Below are 859 nucleotides of genomic sequence, written 5' to 3'. Positions count from 1 at the left end.
GATGATGATGGTGCAACCAGTGCTTTAGAAGATCCATCGCATACTTTCGATACCGCCGGGGTTTACCAGGTGAGTTTACGAGTTGAGGATGCAGAGGGTGCATTTGATACGGCTACAATTAGTATAACAGTAACAGATCCTGTAGTCAGTTGTGATCCTGTTCCTTCTCCTTGGTCTAATGGTGATATTGGAGGAGTAGGTGCCGCGGGGGATGCCTGCTATAACCCAAGTACGGGTGTCTTTGAAGTGGAAGCTTCCGGAGTAGATATCTGGAACAGTAGTGATGAATTCCATTATGTTTATCAGCCTTTAACGGGTGATGGAGAGATTATAGCCAGAGTCTTGTCTTTAGATGATACAGACGATTGGGCTAAGGCCGGAGTTATGATGCGAAATACAAACGCAGCAAATTCTGCCATGATCTTTATGGAAATTTCGCCAAACCCACAGAGCGTAGGTGTTGCTTATAACTTGCAACACAGACAATCTGCAGGTACCGCAATGACAGTGTCTGGTAATAATATAGGTCCAGTTCCTATTGCCTACCCACATTACGTGCGTTTGGTACGTGAAGGAAATACCTTTACGGGCTATGCCTCTACAACCAATGGAAATTGGGTAGAAGTTGGTAGCAGAACTATCACTATGGGAGAGACCATCCAGGTAGGATTGGCTACGACTTCTCATAACGATGGGGTAATTACCACGGCAACTTATGATGATGTATCAGTAACTACAAATGACGGAGGGAATACCCCACCAGTAGCTGCCGCAGATTCGGATATCATTAGTGGCTTGGCGCCATTAACGGTTAACTTTAATAGTGATGACTCTACGGACGACAAGGCTATTACTAGTT

General features: G+C 45.1%; 1 protein-coding gene. It reads left to right on the top strand.

Annotated features, from left to right (window positions below; all coding sequences use genetic code 11):
* A partial coding sequence (locus tag PXG98_RS16420) for a PKD domain-containing protein (RefSeq protein WP_276392940.1) occupies window positions 1-859 on the top strand: 859 nt, incomplete at both ends.

Origin of the sequence: Eudoraea chungangensis, from assembly GCF_029360665.1 — a bacterium.
Classification (GTDB): Bacteria; Bacteroidota; Bacteroidia; order Flavobacteriales; family Flavobacteriaceae; genus Eudoraea; species Eudoraea chungangensis.
The sequence above is the reverse complement of the archived record's forward strand: the minus strand, read 5'-3'. Positions and strand labels throughout refer to the sequence as shown.